Consider the following 15231-nt stretch of genomic DNA (forward strand, 5'->3'; position numbering starts at 1 on the left):
TGCTGCCGGAGGTGGTCACGCACCGTCGAGCCGGCCGGCACCTCCCCGGCGCCGGCCAGTCCCGACGTGACCCCCGCCGCCCACACCAGGCGGCGCGAGGATCAGTTGGCCCGCGGAGGCCCGCCCCACCACCCAACGGTGGGGAGTCGCTCACCCCTCACGGTGAGGATCCACAACACCCACCGAACACCCGGTGAACGTTAGTGGACACCGCACTAGCGCGAGGCGCCCCCTATGCCCGGGTCGATCTTCGTCGGTCCGGCGGCCAAGCAGAGCCTGAAACCGGAGACCTCGTGGACACAGCCTGGAAACTACGCCAGGCCCGGATCTCGCGGCACGAATCAGGCGCTGGCGCCGGCGGTGCGGGCGGCGAACCGTCGGGCGGCCCCGGTGAGGCGGTTTCGCCGGGGATCGGCGGCGAGCGCGGCTAGGTCCGGCAGGTCGACCGGGCGGTCGCCGGGCGCGGCGTCGGCAGCGAGGGTGACCAGGTCGGCCAGGCCCGGCCGGGCTCCGGCGGGCAGCAGCATCGGCAGCGCCGCCGACGTCACCTGCCAGACCGCCTCGCGGGCGCCGGCCCTGAGCACCTCGGTCAGCGGCTGGACGACCCGCTGCAGCACGATCCGACCGGCGGCGGCGAGGGCGCCGATCTCCGCCCCGATGCCGGCGCTGTCCCAGTCCGGTCGGGCGGCGAGGGCGATGAGCGCATCTCCGGCCGCCAGCCGTACGGGTTGCCGATGGTTGGCGAGCGCGTACGCCATGGTCGACCACATCGCCGGGCCGGGCGGGCCGTCGGCGGTCGCGAGACCGGTGAGGAACCCAGTGCCGATGTTGCCCCGCTCCACCGCCGCGGCCACGAACGGCTGGAGGTGCGCGGCCATGACCTCCCGGTGCGACGGCGCGATCATCGGCCACAGCGCCAGGTCCGCGGTCCACCGGATGTAGTTGATCCGCTGGACCACGTCGAGCGGGTCGGCGAGTTCGGCCGGCAGGCCGGCCGGGTCCACCATCGCGATCCGCCGGCCGGACCGGTATGGCTGGGGGCCGACCTCCTCCACCCAGGTGCGCGGCTCGACCCGCGTGGCCAGCGCTGCGACAAACCGGCACCCGGCGGGGGAGACGAGACGCCTCGCGCCGGCCTGGACGGCCTCGTCCACCTCGCGCGGCAGCCGCAGGATGGCCTGCGTCAGGTCGGCGTGGCCCGGCTGCCAGCCGTCGTGTTCGGCCTTCCGCAGCAGGTCGAGCACTCGGGCGGGATCGACGTGCCCGGCGACGGTGGCCGGCGTGGCCAGCAGCGCCGGTGGCGGCTCCTTGAGTAGCCGTTCGGCGAGTTCGGTGACCCGGCGTTCCAGGAAGCGCGTCACCGGATGCGGCTCCGCCACCCGGTACGGCGTCTCATCCGACACGTAGCTGCCGGTGGCGGCGGCGACCACGGCCGGCCACGGTCCGGCCCACTGCGGGATCATCGGCTTCAGCACCCGATCGGCAGCGGCGCGGTCGCCCCGCGCCGCCCGTACCAGCCCGTCGAGCAGCAGCTCGTGCCGGACGGGGTCGTCGTTGCCCTTGCGGAACACGATCGCCAACTCGCCGGCAAGCGCGCCGAGATCCAGCGGCGGTGGCATCTCCGCCGGCGGCTCCGCGACGCGCGGGGGAACGGCAACGGGAGCGGGTGGCGCGGCGCCGAGCAGCCCGGCCAGCCGGTGCGCGACCGCGCCGTCAAGCGCCGGCAGCTCGTCCCGCAGCCGCTTCCGGGAGTCCTCCGACAGCGCCGGCAGCCCTCTATCGATCAGGTCGAGGGTGCGTTCGGCGAGTTCGGGCACCGGATGGAACAGTCCGACCACCAGCCCGTCCAGCATCTGCTCGAGCGGAAGCGTCCGTAGCCACTTCAAATGTGCCCGCACCAGCGTCTTCTCCTGGCGGGACAGCATGCTCTGGGTGATCTCCAGGAGGGTGGCCGGATGCAGCGCGGACACCCGGTGCAGGTCGCGCAGCGCGGTGTACGCGAGGTTCGCGACCGTCGACATCGGTGCGGTCAGCAGGCCGATCAGCTCCTGCCGGTGCCCGGCCAACTCGTCGAGGGTCGGTGCCAGCTGCCTGAGCAGATCGAGGTACGGCTGGAGCAGCCCCTTCCGCCCCCCGGCCCGCAACCGACGCAGGCACCCCGCGATGAGCGCCCGCCGGTCGATCCGGCCGCTGGCGGCCAGCTCGAGCAGGGCCGGAGGCCAGTCCCGGCCGGCGACGCCGGTCACGAAGGCGGCGGCCACCCGGTCGTCGTCGAAGAGGTACGGCACCACGTGGTCGAGCCACGGGTCGGCGGCCAGGACAGCGGCCAGGGAGGAGTTGCCCCGCCGCATCGCCACGTACTGCGCCACGGCCGCGGGCGTGTCCGGCGGCCCGGCACCCACGGCCCGCATGAGCGCCTCCGTGAACGGCCAGTGAGCGGCCCCCCGGATACGCGAGCCGGACCGGCGCAGCAGGTGCCGGGCCAGGCTGGCACCCCAATCGGCGCCGCGCGCCCGGAGCAGGCCGGGCACCAACTCGGGTGACACCCGCAGCGACGGGCCCGCGGACCACGGCCGGTACAACCGCTTAACCGCGTCAGCGATGGTGGGAGTGCACGCAAGCACGGCCATGGCGAGGACTGCGTGGCGGCGCTCGTTCAGCTCTCTGGCCTCGTGCATGGCCCGCCACTCCAGTCGCTGCTTCTCGAAGCCGCGCTGGCGTTCCTGCCTCTGCGACCGCTGGCGGGCCATGAGCGCCCGGATCCCGGCGAGGTCGCGGGGAATCTCCTCCCCGGGAGCGGTCATGAACACGAAACCGAAGGTGCCCGACGTGGGCAACTCCGGCTCCGGCTCGGGCTCGAGCGGGGGCAGCACGACCGGCTTCGGCTCAGCATGGGTCGGCGTGTGCGCCTCCAGCGCCGGCAGCAGGGCGGCCCGCCCGCCGGCGTCCAGACCCGCGAGCGTCTCCCCGAGCGCGTCGAAGTCGGCCTCGTCGATCCGCGCGCACACCTCGCGCCATACGTCACTCACCGCGCGTCACCCCGTTCTCCTCGCTGAACATCGCTGCCACGACGTGCTTGCACGGCCCGCGCAAGCCCTGATGCTCGGCCCACCAGGCGCAGGTGCAGGCGTACCCGGCGCCGCGTCGGTGCACGAGATAGGTCGAACCGCCGGAGGTGATCTCCACGCCTGCGGCGGTCGGCACCACCCCGCCCGCCGCCGCCAGCGCCCGCGCCGCCGCCAGCCGTGGATGCAGCGCGGCCACGAGATCGGCCCGGTAGGGCAGCGGACGGTGGAACGACGACGCCGCCGCGATGTCGTAGCCCACCTGGCCCGCCGTAGCGAGCGCGGCGAGGGCGGATGTGGCCCGCGGACCGTCCCAGCCCATCCGCTCGGCGACCGACGACCGGTCGACGACCGGGTCGGTGACCAGCAGCGCGCTCAACGCGTCGGCGTCGATGTCGGCGGACCCGGCTCTGAGGTCGGCCAGCAGTTGACCGTCCCCGGCGAAGCCGTGGTGCACGGCGGTCGACAGCAGCAGCGTGAACCGGGCCGTGCCGAAGTCGAGCAACCAGCCGCTCACCTGGGCCGGCGCGCCGCTGACGGGCGGCGCGTAGAGGGTGACGGTGCGCGCGAGGGGAAGCAGCGAACGTAGCACCGACAGGCGGTATCCGTCCGCCACGCAGATCGCGCCGCGATCCGGCCGGCTCGAGGAGCGCCACCCGGCCGCGGCCGGCAACAACCAACGCGTCCGCCGGCCGGTGCGCGCCGACACCTCGGCCAGCAGCGCGACTGCGCGTCCCGGACGAAGCTCCAACCGCGGGTCCATCGGCAGCGCGTGCGCCGACACCTCGGCCAGCCCGCGCAGCCACCGTTGCGGCAGGGGCACCCGCTTCTCGACGATGCGCCCGTCGAGCGTCGACACGGCGAGCTCGTCCTCGCCGACCGCCAGGCGCAACGGGTCCCCGGCCCCGACGCGGGTCAGCGCGGCGTACAACTCGGGGTTGATATCCACGTTGGTCACCCCCTGACCCACCGGCGCGCCGTCCAGTTCGCCAGCGGCCAGGTCCAGGCGCCCGTACACGCCGCCGCAGGCCGACAGCGCCTCGAACCGCAGCCGTTCGCCGTCGCCGGTGACCACCGGATCGCGCCCTCCCGGACTACGCACCGGCCGGAAGTCGGCAGCCGCGATATCGGCCAGCGCCAGCAGCCCGCCGGCCACCACCCGAGGCGTACGCACGAAACCGGCACAGAAGGTCTGCTCGTCAACCCGGTCCGGCGCCGACGTCGCAAGGGCGACGGTGTCGCCGATTACGCCCGACGCGTGCCGGTAGATCCTGGTGTCCACCACGGACGCGCTCGCACTCAATGCTCGGTCCTTCCTGGGGTCACGCTTCGCGGTGTCCGGGAATGGTGCCACGTGCTGCGGATGCCGCGCTGTCCTCGGCAACCGTCCACTGTCAACAACGGATTGGCGGTGACCCCGCTCCCGGCGGTGAGACATACTCGGCAGCTAACGGGACCCGTACGACATTTCCTCGGCTTCCGCCCCATCCTGAAACCCGCTAGGTGCTCTGCCCATGGACGTTGGTGACACGGCGGGGATCTTGAAATAGGTGAGGACCTCCGGGTGAGGTGGAGCTTGTCGAAGGTTCCGCAACCACCCGGGAGGTCCTCGTGCCCCACGCTAACGCACCCCTGACCGAACGCGGCCGGCTGCGTCTGGCCAGCTGTGTCGTTGATGACGGCTGGCCGCTGCGGCGGGCCGCGGAGCGGTTCCAGGTCAGCCCGACCACGGCGAAGCGGTGGGCGGACCGCTACCGGGCTGAGGGTGTGGCGGGCATGGTCGACCGGTCGAGCCGCCCGCACCGGTCACCGCGACGCACCCCAGCACCAGTGGAGCGCAGGGTGTTGCACCTGCGGGCGAAGCGGCGGTGGGGACCAGCGCGGATCGGCGGCCGGCTCGGACTGGAGCCGGGCTCGACACCGTCGAGATCGCCACGCTTGCGCACCTGTAGGACGCGGTACGCGACCTACGCCCGCCTATCAAGGCTGCTGGGAATCCCGATGCGGGCTGTCCACCGACGTGGACGTCCCCACCACTGGTGTTGTCGTTATGACCTACAGGAGGTCATCTCTTGGATACCAGGATCCAGAACGTCCGACTGAACGCCACGTCAAACGAGCAACTCATGGCTCTCGCAAACGCCGGAGCCGCAGCTTTTGGCCATACCGCCACACTCCAGGTGGAACAGGCCCTGGCCCAGCTTCTGCGGTTACGCGTCGCACAGATCAACAATTGCAGCTACTGCCTTCTGGTGCACCACGCCGCTGCCCGCACCGCCGACATCCCGCCGTCCAAGGTCGAGACCCTCACCGCCTGGTGGGAGACGCACCTGTTCACCGAGGAGGAGCGAGCCGCACTGGCCTACGCCGAGGCGTTGACCCGAGCCGCCGACGCCACCGTCAACAACCGGGTTCAGGAGGCACACGACAGGATGGCCACGCACTTCACGGAGGACGAGATCCTGGAGATCGTGGCCGTTGTGATCAATATGAACATCTGGACGCGACTCAAGCTCGCCGAGGGTGCCATGCCCACGACGGCGCCTCCCGTGTGAGTTGAGACCCGGCCCTGTCATCGGAGCAGGCTGGCAGCCGTCCGTCTGCCTGCTGGCGACCTCGAACTCGTCGTTCAGGCGGTCAGAGCGTGTTGAGATGGGGTTGATCAGGTCCAGGTGAAGGTGCGGCGGGCTTGACGGCGTGCCGGTTTGCCGCGGGTGATACGGCGGTTCATGCCGGCGATCGCGGCCCAGCGGATCAGCGCTGCGGAGACGGCAGGTGGCGTTCGTAGTCGCGGGCCAGCCGGCGGCAGACGGTGAGCCAGGACAGGGTGCGTTCCACCACCCACCGGCGGGGGTGCACTGCGAAGCCGCGCTGGTCGGCGGGTTTGCGGACGATCTCCAGCGTGGTGCGCAGGGTGTCGCGGATCCAGTCGACCAGCAGGCCGGTGGAGCCCTGCACCATGCAGGCACTGAGCAGGGCGTCTTGGCACCGTCGCCGTCCTGCCAGCGCGCAGCGATCACGGTCACGGTGACCAACAGGCCCAAGGTGCCGGTGATGATGATCCGCGTCCGACCGTTGATCTTCATCCCAGCGTCGTAGCCTCGGCTGTCCCTGCCGACGGTGTCGGCGCCCTTCACGCTCTGCGAGTCGATGATCCCCGCCGACGACTCCGGCGCCCGACCCTGCTGCACCCGAGCCTTGACCCGCAGCGTGGCCAGCAGCTTCTCCGTCACGGCGGCTTCTTCCCACCGGGTGAAGCGGGCTCACCGCCATGCGTGACCGAGGAAGGCTGTCGCCGGAAGCCGATCCGGCCGCCCTCGCCGAAGCGATCATGGCCGCGCTCCAGGGCGGGTTGCTGCTGGCCAAGACGCGCCGCAGCAGTCGTCCGCTCGCTCGGGCTCTGGACATGGCTATCGCCCATGTCCACAGCCTCGCCACCGCCTCTCCGGCATGACCGGTTAACGGCCGGACCCGGCGAACCGAAGTTCTGACTGGCCTGCCGGAGTCGGTCGGCGGCACCATCTTTCGGCGGGAGTTCATCCGGCAGCCGATGCGGGCCGCATCTGTGACGCCGAGTTCCGCCCTGGTGGCGGCGCTGATGGTGGCGCCGATTCCAGAGCGCGGGGAGCCGGTGGTCGAGCTCTGATCGGGCACCGGGCCGTTCACCTCGGTCATCCAGCAACGCCTCGGTGGTCGCGGCCGGCATCTCGCGATCGAGCTGAACGAGCGGTTGGCGGCGCGGCTCGCCCGCCGCTTCCCGAAGGTCGAGGTGCTATGCGCGGACGCCGCCGCCCTTCCGAACTGCTCGACGAACACGGCGCCCGGCCGGCCGACGTCATCGTCAGCGGACCGCCCTGGGTCGCCTTCCAGGGCAGCGGCCCGACGATCATTGCGAGCGATGACAGCCCGTCCGGCATGGGCGGCGAGTTGCTGGGCGCGTGTCTGGCGTTGCTGGTCGGAGTGGTCGGCGTGATGCTGCTCGACCGAGAGCCGGCCCGCCGTCTCATCGCGGTCGTGCTGGCCGCCGGCCGCCCACGGCATCGCGCCTGGATTCGGGTGCGGGCGCCGACGCTGGCGCAACTCTGCCTTCTGCGCATGTAGGAGAAGCCTGCCCACCGCCCCTGGTCGCCGCTCGGCGCAATGCACGGTGCCGCCGGTGACGGCGGCGCGGTTACGGCGCGCGCCGCCCGGCGGCGACGAGGCGACCAGACCGGTGAACGCGAAGGCGGTCAGCACGACGAATCCGGTGTGGAAGCCGGCGGATCCCGTCGTCAGGCTCCAGGCGATCACGGCGGTGGTTCCCAGCCTGCGCGCCACGTTGCTCACTTCCCCGGCGGTGCCGGCCTGCCGGTCCGGGGCCGCTGAGAGCAGCAGCGTCCTCGTGGGCGCGCCGCGCCGCCCCGATCATCAGCATCCGTCACGACAGGTAGACAAAGCCGGCCTCCAGGTGAATGGGGGCCTCCGGGCGTCCGAATGATCGGCGGCCCAGATCGTCCTCAGTGACGACGCATTTCGCCGGGCGCCGGGGTCAGGAGGGAGTCGCCCGGGCCGTGACTGCCCGCCGGGTACTCCTGCAACGGCACCGCTCCCGCCCGCCATGCCTCGAGCACCGGCTCCACGATGCGCCAGGAGTCCTCGACGGTGTCGCCCCGCACCGACAGCGCCGGGTCGCCCTCGAAGGCCCCGCGCAGCACCTCACCGTACGGCGGCAGCTCCCCCGGCCCGAAGTCGGCCGCCAGGTTCACCTGATCGAGCTCCAGCGGGTTGCCCGGACCGTTGATGTTGACGTCAAGGCCCAGCCGGTCCGGCCCGAAGCCGATCCGCAGCCGGTCCGGCTGCTCGTAGCCGGTCAGCCCGGTGGGGACCCGGGGCGGCTGTTTGAAGGTGACGACGGCTTCCTCGCGCTTGCCGGCCAGGGCCTTGCCGGACCGCAGCCGGAACGGCACGCCCGCCCAGCGCCAGGTGTCCACGGCCAGCACCACCTCGGCGAGCGTCTCGGTCCCCCGGTTCGGGTCGATGCCCGGCTCGTCGGCGTACGCGGGCAGCCGCCGCCCGGCCGCCTCCCCGGCGGTGTACCGGGCCCGCCTGCTCCATCGCACCGGGTCGCCGTCCCATACCCGCGTGGCCCGCAGCACCTGTGCCTTGCGGCCGCGCAGGTCCCGGGCATCCAGTGTGGGCGGGGCGTCCATCGCGATCAACGCGAGGACCTGCAGCAGGTGGCTCTGCACCATGTCGACGAGCGCGCCAGCACCGTCGTAGTAGCCGGCGCGGCCCTCAAGGCCCAGGGTCTCGTCGAAGACGACGTCCACGCAGGCCACGTGCGCCGAGTTGAGCACCGGCTCGAAGATCCGGTTAGCGAAGCGCAGCCCGAGGATGTTCACCACCGTGGACTTGCCGAGGAAGTGGTCGATGCGGTGCACCTGGTCCTCCGGCACGAGCCGGGCCAGGATGCCGTTGAGGGACCGCGCCGAGACGGCGTCGGTGCCGAACGGCTTCTCCAACATCAGCCGGGTGCCGGGCGGCAGGCCGATGCGGGCGAGCGCGGCGGCGGCCCGGGCGGTGATCATCGGTGGCAGCGCGAAGAAGATCACCAGCCGGCCGCGACAGTCGGTCAGCAGCCGCCGCAGGTCCTCCTCGCGGGCGACGTCGGCCGAGACGTACCGACTGGTCCGGAGGACCTCGGTCGCCCGGGGACCGTCGGCGCCGACCGTCGCGAAGGCGTCGGCCACGCGGCGGCGCCACCGCTCGTCGTCCCAGTCCTCAGTGCCGCTGCCGATCAGCGTGAGGCCGGGCTGGGCGCCGGTGGCCACCAGTCGGCCGAGCCCGGGCAGCAGCAGGCGCGCGGCCAGGTCACCGGTGCCGCCCAGCAGCAGCAACGTCTGGGAGACGCGGTCCCCGGCGGCGGGAAGGTCGGCCACGGGACCGGGGGCGCTCGGAGGCGATGTCGTCATGCAACCACCATGCCCTGCCGGTCGGGCAGGTTGGCGCCCCTTTAGGGGGACGCGCCCCGGTCGTTGCGCATCGGAGCCGGCTCCGGTCAGGTCGGAATCAACGTCCAGGAGTTTCGGCGGGCCGGCTCGCACGCCGATCTTCATGGTGGCAGGCATCACCAGCACCGCCGAGTGGCGGGCCCTGCGCAGGCATGTAGATGAGATCCGCAGGGTCCATCTGCGTGACCTGCTCGCCGCCGACCCGCGCCGGGGCGAGCGGCTGGCCCTCCCAATGGCCGACTGCTACGTGGACTACAGCAGGAACCTCACCGATACCACGTTGGAACCGCTCACCGCGCTGGCCGAGCGGGTCGGGCTGACCGACCGGATCGCCGCGATGTTCTCCGGCGCGCACCTCAACGCCATCGAGCACCGGGCCGTGCTGCACACCGCGCTGCGGCTGCCCGGCACCGCCGCGCTGACCGCGGGCCGGCTCCGGGTGCTGCATCTCGGCGGCAGCCTCCGCGGCGACGTGCGCACCGAGCTGTCGACGCTGCTCGCCGGGCGGACCGCGCTGTCGCCTGCGGACGTGGACGACCTGAACCTGCGCCTCGCCGCCGAGGACCGCACCGACGAGTCGTGGCTGCGCGCCGCCGTGCCCGTCCGGGAGACGAAGGCCGGGTTCTGGCGTGGCTACTCGTGGACCCGGTCGACCCGGCCGCCGTCGAGGCGCACGTGGCCGCGCTGGTCGACACCGCCACCGACGTGCTCCGGTTCCTGGTCGCCCGTTCGGGCGGCGAGTCGCTGATCGACCGGCCCCGCATCGCCCCGGTGTCCCGGCCGCTGCGCCGGGTGCTCCTGGCCGCCCTGAACCGGATCGGCGCGGTACATCTGGTGGAGGACATGCGCCGGCACCGCCGGGCGTGGATCCTCGCTCGCGGGCGGCTGCACCCGGGCGAGTACGCCCACCGGTGGCCCGCCGTCGCGCTGGCGTTCGCCGTGCTGCGCGACACCAAGCTCAACGTGCAATCAACGTGCGCCCCTCCGCCCCAGGGCGTCGGCGCATCACCACCTACTGCGGCGTGCCCAGCGATTCCGTTTTCACTCCGCGGCGGATCAGCAACATGGTTGGCGGCCAAGCGGCGAAGAAGCTGATGATCAACCCGACCTGAATAATGAGCCAAAACACCGGACTACTAGGCCGCAGGGTCTCGTGGAAAACACGAAAATGCATTAGCGCCAGCCAACCTAATAGGGCGAGCTCGAAGACGGACACGGTCAGCAGGTCGCCCCTGAAAAATTTCCGCATTGCGGCCCACGCTCTTCGACCACCGGTGTGAGCTTCGCTAGAGTAGCGAAAGGCAACGCCTACGGCCACTGCGCCTACATAATCGCCGACGACTTCGGGCCACAGTGTGCTGCCGAATATTTCGAGGCCAACGCCGTAGGTGATAGGCGTAGCAATGATGACACCCAGAGTGCAGTGGGTCGCACAATGATAAGTTTGGATTATCGAATGAGCATGCCGCGAGCTCCCGGGCGGGTTGCCGTGCCGGTCCAGCCACCGGGGCGACTGGGGTCTACCCCACTTTCGGTAGGTCAGGACGGCTGCTGGGCCAAGGTAGAGGGCGGTTGCCGGCCAGACTATCTCCATGACCTTGACCGGCTGACGATATCCAAAAACAAATTGGTCAACAGCGACAACGGCGGTGCTGGCCAACACCACGAACAGCACAGCCCACGAAAGCATCACGAGCCACGTCGGTTGCACAATCATCTCCGTCCGCTCCAGGGCGCCCAATGCAATGTCGGTGGCGGCGGATGTGACGAACTCCGCCACCAGGTGAGCAGCGCGACCCAAGATGCCGTCTCAGACATGAGAGCACATCGGGCGGCAGGGCCCCGGCAAAGTCGTCAGGTGATGCCGAGTAGTGCCAGCGGGCGGCTGCTGTCGCGGGCGTGATGCCGGTTGGCGGCAGCGATGTTGGTGATGCCGGTGGTGCGTAGCGCACCGATGGCCGCTGCGGAGGGCGGCCATGACCTCGGGGCCGGGAGCCGGTGCGGATCTGGCTGCGGTCTTCGTCGTAGGTGACGTCGCGGACCCAGTGGATCTTGTTTTCGATCGCGCAGTGCCCTCGGGACCAGTCGGCGAGGTGGGCGGGTTTGGCCTGGTGAACGCGGAGGTCGGTGATTGCGTAGATGGTCTCGGTGGTGAAGCGTTTCGGCTCGTCCAGGCGGTGCCTGCGGCGGCGGATCTGCGTGGCCTGGGCGGCGTGCGGGAAGTCGATGCCGGTGGAGATCGTCAGGATCTTCCGGGTGCGGATTTCGCGGCGGCCGTGCCCGCGGTTGTCCTAGCGGATCGCGTCGGGGACGGCCCGCCAGGGCAGACCGGCGAGTTGAGCATGCAGGCTGGGCTGGTTGCCTTTCACGGTCAGGACCCAGTGCCCGCCGCGTTCGGCGAGGTAGGTGACGTGCTCGCGCTGGCAGTGCAGCGCGTCGGCGGTGACCACCGCGTCGCGTAGGTCGCCGATCTGGTCGAGCAGCGGCTGAAACCGGGTGATCTCATTGGTCTTGCCGTACACATCGGTGCTGGTCAGCACCACGCCGGTGACCTGGTCGCAGGCGCGGGAGATCGGGCGCGGCAGGTGCTGGCGACACAGGTCTGGCAGGTCACGCCCGGTCACCACGCCAGCCTTGGCCGACAGGTACTGCACCAGTATGGCCATCAGGTTGGCCACCACGATCACCCAGGCCGGCGTGTACCCGAACCTCGCGCCGGCGGTGAAGTTGGCGGCGAATTTACCCGGGTAGATGTACGCAACCCCTGCCACGAGCGCCGGATCGAGCAGCGCCAGCACCCCGCGCAGCCGCCCGCGGGAGCGCAGCAGCTGCAGCGCGCTCACCCTCGATGACGGGTGCGGCGGGCCCGGTGACGGCCGGTGGCCGGCCGTCACCGATCACGGGGTCCATGCCTCACCCGACCGACGGCCCAAGCCCGAGCGACTGCGGCGTACTGGCGTCCGGCGACGGCTGCTGCAGCCCCTCGTCCAGCGGCCCGAACTGGGTCATCGGCGCCGGGCTGCCATCCCACGGTGTCTGCTCCTCGACGACCAGCGTGTTCGGGGTCGGCAGCAGGCCGGCCACCGAGGCGCCGTTCTGCAGCGCCGCGCGGGCCACCGGCGGTGGGTCGACGATACCCATCTCGATCATGTTGCCGAAGCCGCCCTGCGGCGCGTCGAACCCCTCGGTGGATCGGGTGGAGTTCAAGGTGCATTATGTGCTTCCGATCCTGGTCGTCGCCCGGCAGTGAAGGCGGCGATCCGGTGCCGCTGGGGTGGAGTCTGGCGCTGGCCGTGTGCCGGGCGTACGGGCCGTCCGGTACGGGCCTGGGAACACGCACCGCAGTGCCCGCCGGGACCGCGGCGATGGCCAGGTGATTAGCTGGCGGCCCCGCCGCTCATCGCGATGTCGCCGTTAAGGCCGGAGGGATAGAAGCCGCCGGAGTTCGCCGGGCTCGCGTTGAGGTACACGATATTCAGGACCGACTGGGCCGAGCGGCCATAGGCGATGCCGTTGGCGTCCGTGGGAATGAGGTTCGCCTCGGCGCTGGTGCCGATACCCTGGTCGTCGTCGACCGGTCCGTCGAGACTGTTGCGGGCGTCGGAGAGCTTCTGCACGCCCGCGAAGACGGCATCGTCGATCATGCCTTCGTTGTAGAGCGCGGAGCGGACGATCCCGGCGTGGTACGCCTCCGTGGCGAGCAGACCCGCGGCAGCGTCCAGGTACGTCTTGTTGGACAACAGCGGTGCCGCTCCTTTGAAAGCGGAGACGCCGACGTCCTCGAACAGGAACGCGGCGAACAGGAAGTTGAGATCGTTGGCGTACGGGTCGAACATCTCGCCCGACTTGATGAGCCCGGCCGCGGTGGCCGCCGCGGTGAAGCTCGTGTCAAGAGAGATCGCCGGACGGGAAACGGCGTGCTCCCCGAGGGCGGACCGCAGGAAGGCCACATGCTGCCGCTCGTCCGAGGCGATCTCCCGTGCGAACTTGCGCACTACCGGGTTGCTGAAGTTGACCATGCCCCCACCGGTCACCTCACCCCGGGTGCCGGTGCCGGTGGTCATCTCGTCAGGCAGTCCCTGCCCCGTGGTGGCGCGAAGGTAGAACTCGGCTTCGAGGTATTCGAGGTTGAGGGCGAAGTTCAGGATCGTCGCGTCACTCGGCCCCGAGCCGTCCGGCGATGGCGCGGCGGGATTCGTCGGGTCCGTCATCGACGCGAGCTTCCGTCGATCGTCATCCGACTCCGCGCTGCGCGACACCGCCTCTTTGATGAACTTCTTTACCATGGAAGTCCTCCCCCGTTCCGATCCACGACACGCCGCGCACTCCATCGATATGTCGCCGGTGTGCCGCACGCTACTGCCGTCGGCGTTCACGCTAGTGCGTGGCTGTCTCGGCCGTGCTCCTTTCCCGAACCTTCATCGGCGGGAGGTGCACGGCGGGGATGGCGCCGCACCACGCCGCAGGCTAACCATGAGCGATGACAGATGGAACCGAAGACGATCGCGAACTTGTCCTGCGACCCAGATCTGGTTCAACGGGCACGAGTGGGCCAAACGCCAAGCCACCAAGGCCGGCATCAGCTTCCGTGAGCTGTCCAACGGCTTCGCCGTCAGCGACGACCCCACCGGTTTGCAAGGCATCTGTGACCGGCTCGGACCCGGCACCATCACCGTGTTCACCGAACGCTGGTGCGCGCGGCTGCCACTACCGTTCACCACCCGTGATCGGGCCGCCGGCTACTGGTGGGACAGCTCCATGCGCCAGATCGAGGTCGCTAAAACCATCGTGTTCACCGCACCCCGCCACGCCCGCGGCTTCTTTGAAGCCCTCACGCGGACAACCTCGACATCGGCCGCCCCGACAACATGGAGATCATCTTCAACCGGCAGATCCGCTCCACCACCAAAGGCGTGTTCCGCGCCGCCGTCGACCGTGACAACGACGCCGTCGTGGTCAACGCCTTCTACCGGCACTCGCGGATCAAGTACTACCTCAAAGACCAGCGAGCGCTACGCAGACGAAACCGTCATCAATGACACCTACGACATCGGCGTGCTGCGCCGCCTGGAACACCTCAACGAGGTCGTCGCCAAAGCCGGTGACGCCAACCGCCGGCTGCTGGACACTATCCGTGCCGGTCAGAGCTGCGTCCTTGCGAACCCAGTCATCGAACGGATCGCACAGCCCACCCTCTTCGAGGATGGCAGGAGGCCCTAGCGCGTGGCTTCGCCGACCCTCGGGTCATGGCCCTGACCGGCGCCCTATGCCTGAGCCTGTTCGCCGTCACCGTCGTCACCAACAAGAGCCTTCGCGCCTTGACGCCCGACTGCTCGGCACCCCCTACACCCCCAGCCAAATGACCTACGACCTCCGCCGCCTGCGGTTCAACGGCCTGATCCGACGCATCGAACACACCCACACCTACGTCCTGGCCCCCCGACGGCCAACGCCTCACGATCTTCTACACCAAACTCAACGACCGACTCCTACGACCACTCCTCGCCGCCGACCAACCCTAAGCACCACCCGCCCTGCGCCACGCCCTCACCACCATCGACCACTACATCGCACGAGCACGACTCAAACCGCAGCATGAAACGTGACCCGCGTGTTCAGATTCTCGAACCCAAGGATCTAGTGAAAGCGGGAACGGTCGCGGATGAGTGGCGAGGCGCTCTCGGACGCGGTAGCCGCTGGCAGACGCAATGCTCATACCGCGAGCGCCTGGCAAGTTGAATCGCGCCGTGAACGACCGACAAGGCCGAGGCCGCTTCCTACCCATGCTCTCCATGATGCTGGACATCCGCCCGTAGCCCGCCCACCGGCTCCTGATCCCAGATGTCCGTCAAAGCGGGTCAACCCCACTGTCGCCGCACCAGGGGGTGTCGACCGCAGCCGGGTCGTAATGAAGTCGCGTCGGATCAAGTCCGGGCGCAGCATGGCGGCCGGGTCGGGAATCGTAGTCGCGCGCCACCGGCGGGGAGACTTGCCGCGGATCCCGGCAGCACGCATCAGCCGGGCCACCCGCTTGCGGCTGTGCCGCAAGCGAGCGTCGGAGAGTTCCGCGTGCACGCGCGGCGCCCCGTAGGTGCCTTTTACGGCAGCCGCCAATTGCTAGCTGACCAGGGCGTAGTCCCGGTTCAGCCGTGTGCGTTGGTGGAACCAGCGTGCGC

At 70.3% G+C, this 15231-nt stretch carries 13 protein-coding genes and 2 pseudogenes; 6 read left to right on the forward strand and 9 right to left on the reverse strand.

Annotated elements, in window-relative coordinates; genetic code table 11:
• Positions 1 to 341: 341 nt before the first annotated feature.
• Both ACVCAH_RS35705 and ACVCAH_RS35710 read right to left on the reverse strand, forming a co-directional pair.
• Positions 342 to 3029, reverse strand: a complete 2688-nt coding sequence (locus tag ACVCAH_RS35705) for a DUF6493 family protein (RefSeq protein ID WP_447140633.1) — start codon at positions 3027 to 3029, stop codon at positions 342 to 344.
• A complete protein-coding gene (locus ACVCAH_RS35710) occupies positions 3022 to 4368 on the reverse strand; it encodes an SWIM zinc finger family protein (protein ID WP_447140634.1) in 1347 nt (448 codons plus the stop codon). The genes ACVCAH_RS35705 and ACVCAH_RS35710 overlap by 8 nt, the downstream gene beginning before the upstream one ends.
• Before the next feature lie 308 nt (positions 4369 to 4676).
• On the opposite strand from ACVCAH_RS35710, the pseudogene ACVCAH_RS35715 reads away from it, so the two are divergent.
• Positions 4677 to 5027, forward strand: a pseudogene (locus ACVCAH_RS35715) (leucine zipper domain-containing protein); the annotation flags it as partial.
• 218 nt (positions 5028 to 5245) lie between these two features.
• Positions 5246 to 5620, forward strand: a complete 375-nt coding sequence (locus ACVCAH_RS35720) for a carboxymuconolactone decarboxylase family protein (RefSeq protein WP_447140635.1) — start codon at positions 5246 to 5248, stop codon at positions 5618 to 5620.
• Positions 5621 to 5819: 199 nt separating this feature from the next.
• Here ACVCAH_RS35720 and ACVCAH_RS35725 read toward each other — a convergent pair whose 3' ends face one another.
• On the reverse strand, positions 5820 to 6026 hold the full coding sequence (locus ACVCAH_RS35725) for a transposase (RefSeq protein WP_447140636.1): 207 nt from the start codon (positions 6024 to 6026) through the stop codon (positions 5820 to 5822).
• 298 nt (positions 6027 to 6324) lie between these two features.
• On the opposite strand from ACVCAH_RS35725, the pseudogene ACVCAH_RS35730 reads away from it, so the two are divergent.
• Positions 6325 to 6519: pseudogene (locus ACVCAH_RS35730) on the forward strand (LmrA/YxaF family transcription factor); the annotation flags it as partial.
• A gap of 320 nt (positions 6520 to 6839) precedes the next feature.
• A complete protein-coding gene (locus tag ACVCAH_RS35735) occupies positions 6840 to 7166 on the forward strand; it encodes a hypothetical protein (protein ID WP_447140637.1) in 327 nt (108 codons plus the stop codon).
• 395 nt (positions 7167 to 7561) lie between these two features.
• Here the strand turns inward: ACVCAH_RS35735 and ACVCAH_RS35740 are convergent, their stop codons facing one another.
• A complete protein-coding gene (locus ACVCAH_RS35740) occupies positions 7562 to 9016 on the reverse strand; it encodes a glucose-6-phosphate dehydrogenase (protein WP_447140638.1) in 1455 nt (484 codons plus the stop codon).
• Positions 9017 to 9158: 142 nt separating this feature from the next.
• On the opposite strand from ACVCAH_RS35740, the gene ACVCAH_RS35745 reads away from it, so the two are divergent.
• On the forward strand, positions 9159 to 9803 hold the full coding sequence (locus ACVCAH_RS35745; protein WP_447140639.1) for a hypothetical protein: 645 nt from the start codon (positions 9159 to 9161) through the stop codon (positions 9801 to 9803).
• Positions 9804 to 10067: 264 nt separating this feature from the next.
• On the opposite strand, the gene ACVCAH_RS35750 is transcribed toward ACVCAH_RS35745, so the two are convergent.
• The 4 genes from ACVCAH_RS35750 to ACVCAH_RS35765 form a co-directional block, all read right to left on the reverse strand.
• Complete coding sequence (locus ACVCAH_RS35750) at positions 10068 to 10835, reverse strand: DUF4396 domain-containing protein (protein ID WP_447140640.1); 768 nt, start codon at positions 10833 to 10835, stop codon at positions 10068 to 10070.
• A 511-nt stretch (positions 10836 to 11346) separates the two neighbouring features.
• Positions 11347 to 11898, reverse strand: a complete 552-nt coding sequence (locus ACVCAH_RS35755) for a divalent metal cation transporter (RefSeq protein WP_447140641.1) — start codon at positions 11896 to 11898, stop codon at positions 11347 to 11349.
• Between the two features lie 70 nt (positions 11899 to 11968).
• On the reverse strand, positions 11969 to 12262 hold the full coding sequence (locus ACVCAH_RS35760) for a hypothetical protein (protein ID WP_447140642.1): 294 nt from the start codon (positions 12260 to 12262) through the stop codon (positions 11969 to 11971).
• A 170-nt stretch (positions 12263 to 12432) separates the two neighbouring features.
• A complete protein-coding gene (locus ACVCAH_RS35765; RefSeq protein ID WP_447140643.1) occupies positions 12433 to 13341 on the reverse strand; it encodes a ferritin-like domain-containing protein in 909 nt (302 codons plus the stop codon).
• Between the two features lie 187 nt (positions 13342 to 13528).
• On the opposite strand from ACVCAH_RS35765, the gene ACVCAH_RS35770 reads away from it, so the two are divergent.
• On the forward strand, positions 13529 to 14275 hold the full coding sequence (locus ACVCAH_RS35770; RefSeq protein WP_447140644.1) for a hypothetical protein: 747 nt from the start codon (positions 13529 to 13531) through the stop codon (positions 14273 to 14275).
• Between the two features lie 492 nt (positions 14276 to 14767).
• Here ACVCAH_RS35770 and ACVCAH_RS35775 read toward each other — a convergent pair whose 3' ends face one another.
• On the reverse strand, positions 14768 to 15169 hold the full coding sequence (locus ACVCAH_RS35775; RefSeq protein ID WP_447140645.1) for an IS3 family transposase: 402 nt from the start codon (positions 15167 to 15169) through the stop codon (positions 14768 to 14770).
• Positions 15170 to 15231 lie beyond the last annotated feature (62 nt).

It is taken from the genome of Micromonospora sp. LZ34, from assembly GCF_052981855.1.